This window comes from Sphingomonas sp. 10B4 (genome assembly GCF_035019905.1).
Lineage (GTDB): Bacteria > Pseudomonadota > Alphaproteobacteria > Sphingomonadales > Sphingomonadaceae > Sphingomonas > Sphingomonas glacialis.
In genome coordinates, this window is sequence record NZ_JASJVC010000106.1 from 1 (window position 1) to 7954 (window position 7954).

Below are 7954 nucleotides of genomic sequence, written 5' to 3' on the forward strand. Positions count from 1 at the left end.
CGCTAGGCGCGAACGGCTGCTGAACGGCCGGGTCTGGTGGCTAGCGGACTGGCGGCTTCCGGAAATAGCTATAAGGAAACCGACCTTCCGCACGGTGCCTACTCCGCTGTGCCCATCGCAGCATACCATGCTCGCTGGCCCGTCACCTCGTGAACCTCACGCCATTGTCGAAGCTGCGTCCGCACTTCCCTCGCTACGGATTCACTCGCCAGGCGCATGTCCTTCGATGTTTTGATCGCCGGGCTGGACTCCAGGATCAGTGCGGTACACGCCAATAGAGCCCTGCACGCCTCGGCCGGCTCAAATGCAGAATGCCCGTCGGCATCTTTCATAGCATCCACCATCGCGTTCATGATCGCTGCGACCAGCGCTGGACGGGTGTCGGGCGTTTCATTCACGGGACGTTTTCTCGCACAATCGGGACCATTTCGTCGGCTTTAAACGCAGACGCCACCACTTTTCGCAATGTCGACGACGACGGCTTTCAGGCATCGATAGATCGGCGCCGAACGGCACCAAGTGGGCGCTTCCTGCCGTCGCAAAAGGGAATCCTTTCGCAACAACCGGAGCGGCAAAAAGCGACCCTTTTTGCCGTTTTAGAGGGGCGTGCCGCGTCCGTTAAGCGGACGGCGCTGGTTCGAAGGCTTGGGCTGCCCATCTCGTCCCGATGACGATAACAACCCCGACGAACCATAAGATAGAAAGCTGTAGCAGGCTTTCCGCTATCGCCATAAACCAAGCATTTTCTTGACCTGCATCAAGCTGATGTTGCGCGAGTGTCAAACACGCACTGCCGAAGCCGCTCGAACGGCATACATTGAAATGACGCATATAGGCACTTGCGGTCTCGCGACCGAAAGCGGCCCAATGCCACAACGTAGCCAAGACAACCCAGATAATTGATGCCGCTATTCCTAGGCGGAACCAGAACCGCAATGGTGTTCGAACAAAAAGCTGGAGCATATCCTACCCTCGTTATGGGCGCCGCTGCATAGAAGCACGTCGGCTTACCGCTGCAAACCCTCAAAAGCGGTCGGACCGCTGACCGCCAGGCCCTGACATCCGCGATCAGCGGCGCATCGGATTTCTGCATCACCGCAATGCCGAGTTTCCCGCCGTTCCAAGCACGATGCAGAACTTGTGATTTTCGCATCACGAACTCGGAAAAATGGCCGATTTCCTATCGGCAGGTTTCTAGCATGGCCTCTCTAAAGCTGACGCGGGTTTTCACCCTGCCGATGCCGCCGAGAGTGTGACCGCATGGACCCGCCAACGATTATTGCCGTCACCGCAACTCCGAATGCGAGGATATCCCAAATAATCGGAAGATGGGCAGGGGCAGCTAGCAGCAATATCATCGGGCCTAGGATACTCATTCTAACCCCGATTCCATCCGCAACCCGGCCACTAATCCTCATGATATTTCCTCGCGAATCGCAGTCCGGTTTAGGAGGCGCGATGATCGGCAGCAAGGGCTGCTATTGAGCGTCAGCCGACGGGCTGCTTCGCGTTCCGCTGATGCAAAACTTTTGAGTTTTGCATCATGATAGATGAGGAGGAGGGCGCTATCGCGCGAACGGAGGGGGTGGGGGTGATGGCGTATCGACGATGTGCAGCGGCGTGTAATACGCGCCCTTGAATTTCTGTTCGTCGATGGGGAGCAGGCTGTCGCGTCGTTCGAGCAGATAATGCCGATGCTGCTGTTCGGGTGGGCGGTGGTAGATCGCCCAGAAATTGCGATAGCCGCGCTCGCTCGCCAGCTCGTACTGCTCGTTCCCCAAGATGAAGACTGGCTTGTCGCCACTGAACAACAGGCGCGCGCCCGCTGGCCCCTTCATCGCCTCTCGCTGGCCGTCGTGCATTATGTCGGCGAAAAACAACACGGCGTAATTGGCCTCGTTCTTCACGCCGAGTTCGCTGCCGACCATCGCGACCCAGCGGTCGAACACCTGGCGGAGATTGTCAGGGGTGATCGGCGTGCGGATGATCCGGCGCTCTTTGATCGCATCTTTGACTGCCTTGACGAACGCCGCCTCGTCATGTGCGATCTCATATTCAACGATGTGCGTCTGGACGTAAGGCGCGATCTGTACGGCGAAGTCTTTGCCTGCCGCTGAGCCTGATTTGGGCCAGACGAGCGCCTTATCGTCGAGCAGCGGCAGCGCCTTTTCGGTCGGCATCAGTGCCGCCTTTTCGCGGTCGATGACGGCGAGGAACGCCGGGATCGCCTCGCCACGTTTTTTCGCTGCGCGGATGTAGACGAGGAGCTGCCCAAACATGACGATGGGTGCGGTCGGGCTGTCCTTCGCCTCGAACCAGACTTCTTCGGTCTGGATATCGACCAGCCCTTTGAAATAACCCTTCAGCCCGAGAGCCGCGATATAGGCGTCTTTGACGTCTTCTTCGGATTTTGCCCTTGTGAGGGCCGTCAATAAGCTCACCTGAATTATCTCCCCCCCGCGCAGATTAGTGCCTACAGGCACTATTGCGAAAAACGCGCGTTTTGTGTATCGCCCTCTAATGCCAAGGAGGGCAAGATGACACAGGTAGCTGCGACGGAGTTCGCTCGCAATTTTGGTCGCTATCGCGAGGAAGCACAGCGCGAGCCGGTCGCCGTGGTGACGCACAATCGGGTCACCGGCTATTTCGTATCCGCGCGCGACTATGACGAATATCAGCGTCTCAAGGCGACGGCTCCTACCGCCTTAACGGTTGAGGAGCTGGACAGCGCGACGTTGAAGGCACTGGCGGCATCACGGATGGATTCTCGCCACGACCATCTCAACGCCCTGATGGATTGAGCCTTTGTCGCTTCCTATCCCGGAACCGGGCCTGGTCATCCCCTATGCCTATCTGTGGCGGCACGAACATCGCAAAGGGCAGGAGGAAGGCCGCAAGGTCCGCCCCAGCGTCATCGTGCTGGCGGTGCAAAGCCCGAAGGGTGGTGCACCGCGCGTGACGGTCGCACCGATCACGCACACTCCGCCAGCTAAGGACGGGGAAGCGATCGAGCTGCCGCCCCGCGTCAAACAGGCGCTCGGCCTTGATGACGATCGATCTTGGATCGTACTGGATGAAGTGAACCAGTTCGCCTGGCCCGGCTATGACATTCGGCCCGTGCCCGGCAGCAAGGACCGCTTCGCCTACGGCTTCGTCCCGCCCAGGCTGTACAATACCGTCATCGGCCGCATCCTCGAACTGGCCGCGGCGCGGCGCGTCGCGGAGATTTCGCGCGACGACTAGGGATCGGTTCCGGCGGACGGCGGAATGACACGCTAAGCCGCCTGGGCGCATGGAAAGGATGACAGCAATGGAAGTCCAGATGTTCGATAACGTGTTCGACGCGCTGGCCGATACCCCGGCCGAAGCTGCCAACATGAAGGCGCGCTCCGAGCTGCTCTCGGCGCTCAAGGCACGCATCCGGTCTTGGGATCTGCCGCAGGAGGCCGCTGCTGGCCGGCTTGGCATTACCCGCCCCCGCCTCAACGACCTCCTGCAAGGCAAGCTGGCAAAATTCTCGCTCGACGCGCTAGTGAACCTCGCTACCGCCTCCGGTCTAACCGTTCACGTCCAGGTCGCGGAAGCCGCCTGATCCAGCCATCCCATCAACGTCGCGCTGGGCTCTAGAGTTGAACCGATTCAGCCATGCTGCGCGGCTTTGCGCTGCTTGAAAGCAGCAAAGTCGAACGGCTCGGGCTCCCCGCTCTGCTCGCCCTCGATCAGCGCCTGACGGATGCTCTCGATCTCAAGACCCCGCTCCTGCTCGCACCGAATAAGGTCGCGGATAACCTCGCTGTCATTGGTGTAGCTGCCGGCGTCGATCTGGGCGGCGATCCAGGCACTCTGCTGTTCGGTCAGGGTAATGGTCTTGCGCACGGTCGCCATAATCCACGTTGTCCTTTTCACCGGCTCAACCCCTGATCCCGATCGCGTTGCAGGACGCGCTCGCGATCGTGGATGAGCTGCCCCATGGCGTGCGCCATCTGGGGTTCACGCTGGATCCGCTCGATATACAGATCCTTGGTGTGCTGGTTCGCCCCGTTATAGGCGTCCACCGCCTTGCGCAGGGCCTCAGGCACCGCCCGCCAATCGCTGCTTTGGTCGCTATAGCCGTGGGCGCCCGCCTCGCGCCGTGCCGCGATCGTCCTGAACCGCTCTGCCACCTGCTCCCGGGCATGGGCCTGCTGACGCTCCTGGGCTAGCAGGCGGGCGCGCTCGGCGGCGAGCTGCTCGCGCTGCTGCGCCTCGGCCGCCTCGCGCCGATCGCGCTCGACCGCGCCGCTCAACGTCGCCGCGAACCCGTGCAGCCGCCCCGCCATCCGCTGCCCTACGTCGCGCAGCCACTCCGATCCCCGCTCGATATACTGACGCAAGGACCGTTGCTCGAGAACGCCGGCGTTGTGCTGGCCGACCTTCGTCACCGGCTCATACTCACGCCCATCGCGCTGCGCCTCCCGCTCGGCCCGGCGCTCCATCGCCACGACGCCAGGCCCCATGTGCACCGTCGCCTCCTGCTCGATTCCGCGTCGCTGGTGGCTACGGTGATCGACCCGCTCGGCCACCTGCGCCCGTTCCAGCGCCGCGTTCTGCATCTCCGCGTAGCGCCCCCGCCAGCGCTCAACCTCCCCACTCGTCTTCTGGTCCAGTTCGCGGCTCTTCTCCCCCAGCCCCTCCGCGCCGACCCGCCGTGTCGTGGTCAGGAGGTGCGCATGGTGGTTGCGCTGGTCGCCATGCCGACCAGGTGCATGGATCGCCACGTCCACCGCCACCCCGTGCCGCTCGCTGATCTCCTGCGCCAGGCCAACTGCGAGGTCGCGCCGTTCGTCGGCCGACAACTCGGCCGGGAGCGCGATTTCGTACTCCCGTGCGACCGTCGAGTTTTTGCGCGTCTCGGCCTGCTCGGCGGCGTTCCACAGCGCCGACCGGTCGCGCACCCACTCTGGTGCGTCGGCGGGCGCGACGATCTCGCGATGCTCGATGCCTTGCTTGCGGGTGTAGTCGTGGACGATGCCGGTGCGCTCGTCCGCGATCTCCACGCCCGCACGATAGGCCGCTGCTGCCGTCGCACTGCGACCGGCGGAACGGCCTATCGTCTTCACCGCAAGATGGAAGCTCGCCATCGCCGCGCTCTCCTTGCCATGCGGGAGCATGGCGCGGGCGATAGCCCGCTGGGGTTCGGGGGTATCCCCTGACGCACGCAAACGCAAGTTTGCATAAGTGCGCCATTCACTCCCTTTGGTCCTTCTGGTGGCGTCCCGTCCTGTTACGCGTTATGCTCACTTCGTATTCATGCTTTCAGGTAGGGAAACATGGCGGCACCAACACTCGAATCTATCGAAAAAGCCCGTCGCAAGGTCGAGCAGGCGAAGGCTCAGCTGCAGGCGCTCGAAGCTCGCGCGGCCACGCTCAACCGCAAGGCCGATGCTCGTCGCAAAATCATCCTCGGCGGCCTGCTTCTCGATGCTGCGATGAAGGACGCGGAGTGGGAAGATCGGCTGAACACGTTGATGAAGCGGATCAGCCGCGATCAGGACCACAAGGCGTTTGCGGGATGGACCTTCCAGGGTCGCCCTGCCGATGGCTGAATCCTTTGATCCCGCCGACTTCGACGCACCCCCTCCCTCCGGCGATCCTCAAGCCGACTACCGCGTCCTCCTCGATGCCATGCGCAAGGCCGGGGCAGAGGGGGTCGCGGAGCAATCGGCCACGCTGGCCCGCCAGATCGAGCAGGAGGCCCGCCAGCGTGCCGAATGGGGCCAACAGACCGGATCGGTGCTGCACGACCTCCAGCGGGCCGCAGGAGCGCTTCAGCGAGCCAGTAGCGCGATGTGGTGGGACCGGCTCAAGGAATGGCTCTACGCCGCCCTGATCGGCCTGGGGCTGATCTTTGCTGCGACCCTCGCCTACCAATGGGCCAAGGAACCCAAGATCGAGCAGCATCTGTACGGCTGTGGCGGTCACTGGAACGCCAAGGCCCATACCTGCAAGGGCGAATGGGTGCCGCTACAGGCACAGCCGGCCGGGTAATTTATGAGTGCACGATAAGTGTTGGTTGCGCTATTTAATGGGTGCACAAAATCTCATGGAAATCGAGTTCGACCCGGGCAAGGACCCCACAAATCACGACAACCCGCCGATGGACGCCACGTTCATGGCTGGCATGACACCCTCACGACGTGGGCGACCAAAGTTGGAAACACCCAAGGTAGAAATCAAAATCCGCTTGGACGCCAAGACGGTCGAGCATCTGCGGGGCAGCGGCCCCGGATGGCAGACCCGTGTGAACGCCCTGCTTGGCCAGCTGGTAGAGGCGGGTTGGATCTAATTACTCCCTCACCGTCACGACGCGTGACAGTCGGCAGATGATCGCACCCCTCGACCAACTCCTCCTTCGCCAAGCCTGCGGCCGCTAGGCCGCTCTGTGACGGCGTAGCCGGCACGCATCAGCAGCGCATTGGCCTTCGGCCAATTCCATCAAATCCTCTTTGTTCGCGCGCGGTGATTCATGATTCAACGATTCTATGATTCAGGGGGTTGTATCTCTTTGGTTTTAAAGGCCGATTCCGGCCTATCATGAGGAATGGGGTGGGGTATCATGAGGAATGGGGTGCGTGAAATGAGAAGCTAGTCGTCCTCATCTCATAATACTTGACGGTGCTGCTGCATCGAACGATTGTGCTGCCATGAGCGGGGCAGCCGAAGACAAGCCAGGGCGCACGATGGAAGTTGCGCGGATCGAGAAGGAGCGAGGTTCCGACACGATCGTGCAACCGCGCGAACTGGTCGAAGTCCGCTATGCGCGCGGTGTCTCGCTTAGCCTGTCGGCTCGCAAGGTTCTCGCCTTGATGATGCATCAGACCGCTGGCGACGCTTGGCGCGACCAAGAACATCGGATCGCCAAGCGTATGCTGCGCGGCTCCCACAATTCCAATGATCGCCTCACCGACACGATCGACGAGCTGATGGGTATCTTTTTCGCGATGCCCGATCAGGTCGAGGGCGACCAAGGGCGTCGCACGTTCCAAATGATCGAGGAGACATTTGAGGGGGGAGAACAAGGGTGGCTGATCTACCGGTTCACCCGCCGCGCCCGCGATCTGCTGAAAGACAGCGAAGCCTATGCCCTGCTACACCGGGAAACGGTGCTGGCGTTCGATAGCAAATATGCCCTCGAACTCTACCAACTGGGAGCTTTGCTATATCGTCGCGACGTGCCGATCTGGCGGGGGGACGTCGCCACGCTAAGGTCCAAGCTCGGCGTCCCTGAAGGCACCTATGGTTCTTTTGCTGACCTGCGCCGCTTCGTCCTTGATGCGGCGACAGCCGAGATAAATCAGCTCGTCCCTCAATTCTCGGTAGCATGGGAAGTCGCAAAGCGAAGGGGCCGCAAGGTCACCGAAATAGCGATCACCTTCCGCCGCAAAGCCCCGATCGCCGCGGTAGCGGCCGAGGAGGAAAACGAACGTCACCGCGCCGGCCGGCGTGCACGGCGCGAAGGCACCGAAGAGGCGATTGTTGATCCTGCGGCGATCATAGCCGCCACAGCCGCCAGACTTTCGGTTTCGGACATACTGCGATGGCCTGCGGACGATCAGGTGTCAGAATATCGCACGCCAGATCTCTATGCGATCGGGTTAGCACACGGTGGAGGCCACGCGATCCAGCGGCTAGCGGATCAATACGTTCGGGTCCGATCTGACAGACGTCGGCAACTCCGGGGTGATGCTCTTCGTGAAGATTGGACCACATGGGTAAAGGGTTGCGCGGGAAAGTGGGCGAAACCCTGATCCTTGTCTCTAACGGGGTTGCGCGATACCCTCCGGTGACCGGTTATTGTTCCCGGTTGGAAACGTGGAATTAATGTATGGCTACAGTCTCGATGACAAAGGGTGCCGAGCTGGCTGGTGTCAGCAAGGGAACGGTATCGAAAGCTCTGAAATCGGGCCGTCTTAGC

The 7954-nt window shown here is 61.4% G+C and carries 12 protein-coding genes; 7 read left to right on the forward strand and 5 right to left on the reverse strand.

What is annotated here, in order from left to right; translation table 11 throughout:
* Positions 1-98: 98 nt before the first annotated feature.
* From QN347_RS18075 to QN347_RS18085, 3 genes are all read right to left on the reverse strand, one after another.
* The gene (locus tag QN347_RS18075; protein WP_323494276.1) at positions 99-398 is read right to left on the reverse strand and encodes a hypothetical protein; all 300 of its coding nucleotides are present in this window, start codon (positions 396-398) and stop codon (positions 99-101) included.
* Between the two features lie 220 nt (positions 399-618).
* A complete protein-coding gene (locus QN347_RS18080) occupies positions 619-963 on the reverse strand; it encodes a hypothetical protein (RefSeq protein WP_323494277.1) in 345 nt (114 codons plus the stop codon).
* Between the two features lie 602 nt (positions 964-1565).
* Complete coding sequence (locus QN347_RS18085; RefSeq protein WP_323494278.1) at positions 1566-2441, reverse strand: hypothetical protein; 876 nt, start codon at positions 2439-2441, stop codon at positions 1566-1568.
* Positions 2442-2537: 96 nt separating this feature from the next.
* Between QN347_RS18085 and QN347_RS18090 the strand changes: the two genes are divergently transcribed.
* The 3 genes from QN347_RS18090 to QN347_RS18100 all read left to right on the forward strand — a co-directional run bounded on the left by QN347_RS18090 (position 2538) and on the right by QN347_RS18100 (position 3592).
* Positions 2538-2801 carry a hypothetical protein gene (locus QN347_RS18090; protein WP_323494279.1) on the forward strand — a complete coding sequence of 88 codons (264 nt, stop codon included), beginning with the start codon at positions 2538-2540 and terminating at the stop codon, positions 2799-2801.
* Positions 2802-2805: 4 nt separating this feature from the next.
* Positions 2806-3243 (forward strand): hypothetical protein, encoded by a 438-nt coding sequence (locus QN347_RS18095; protein ID WP_323494280.1) that lies wholly within the window; start codon positions 2806-2808, stop codon positions 3241-3243.
* Positions 3244-3310: 67 nt separating this feature from the next.
* A complete protein-coding gene (locus tag QN347_RS18100) occupies positions 3311-3592 on the forward strand; it encodes a helix-turn-helix domain-containing protein (RefSeq protein WP_323494281.1) in 282 nt (93 codons plus the stop codon).
* Positions 3593-3639: 47 nt separating this feature from the next.
* Here QN347_RS18100 and QN347_RS18105 read toward each other — a convergent pair whose 3' ends face one another.
* On the reverse strand, positions 3640-3885 hold the full coding sequence (locus QN347_RS18105) for a type II toxin-antitoxin system ParD family antitoxin (protein ID WP_323494282.1): 246 nt from the start codon (positions 3883-3885) through the stop codon (positions 3640-3642).
* A gap of 17 nt (positions 3886-3902) precedes the next feature.
* Positions 3903-5150: a MobQ family relaxase gene (gene mobQ, locus QN347_RS18110; protein WP_323494283.1), complete on the reverse strand. Its 1248-nt coding sequence runs from the start codon at positions 5148-5150 to the stop codon at positions 3903-3905.
* Between the two features lie 159 nt (positions 5151-5309).
* Between mobQ and QN347_RS18115 the strand changes: the two genes are divergently transcribed.
* The 4 genes from QN347_RS18115 to QN347_RS18130 all read left to right on the forward strand — a co-directional run bounded on the left by QN347_RS18115 (position 5310) and on the right by QN347_RS18130 (position 7787).
* Positions 5310-5585, forward strand: coding sequence for a mobilization protein (locus QN347_RS18115; protein ID WP_323494284.1), 276 nt, complete (start codon positions 5310-5312; stop codon positions 5583-5585).
* Positions 5578-6027 carry a hypothetical protein gene (locus QN347_RS18120; protein WP_323494285.1) on the forward strand — a complete coding sequence of 150 codons (450 nt, stop codon included), beginning with the start codon at positions 5578-5580 and terminating at the stop codon, positions 6025-6027. The genes QN347_RS18115 and QN347_RS18120 overlap by 8 nt, the downstream gene beginning before the upstream one ends.
* 25 nt (positions 6028-6052) lie before the next feature.
* Positions 6053-6325, forward strand: coding sequence for a BrnA antitoxin family protein (locus QN347_RS18125; RefSeq protein ID WP_323494286.1), 273 nt, complete (start codon positions 6053-6055; stop codon positions 6323-6325).
* 358 nt (positions 6326-6683) lie between these two features.
* Positions 6684-7787 carry a replication initiation protein gene (locus QN347_RS18130; RefSeq protein ID WP_323494287.1) on the forward strand — a complete coding sequence of 368 codons (1104 nt, stop codon included), beginning with the start codon at positions 6684-6686 and terminating at the stop codon, positions 7785-7787.
* The last annotated feature ends 167 nt before the right edge of the window (positions 7788-7954 follow it).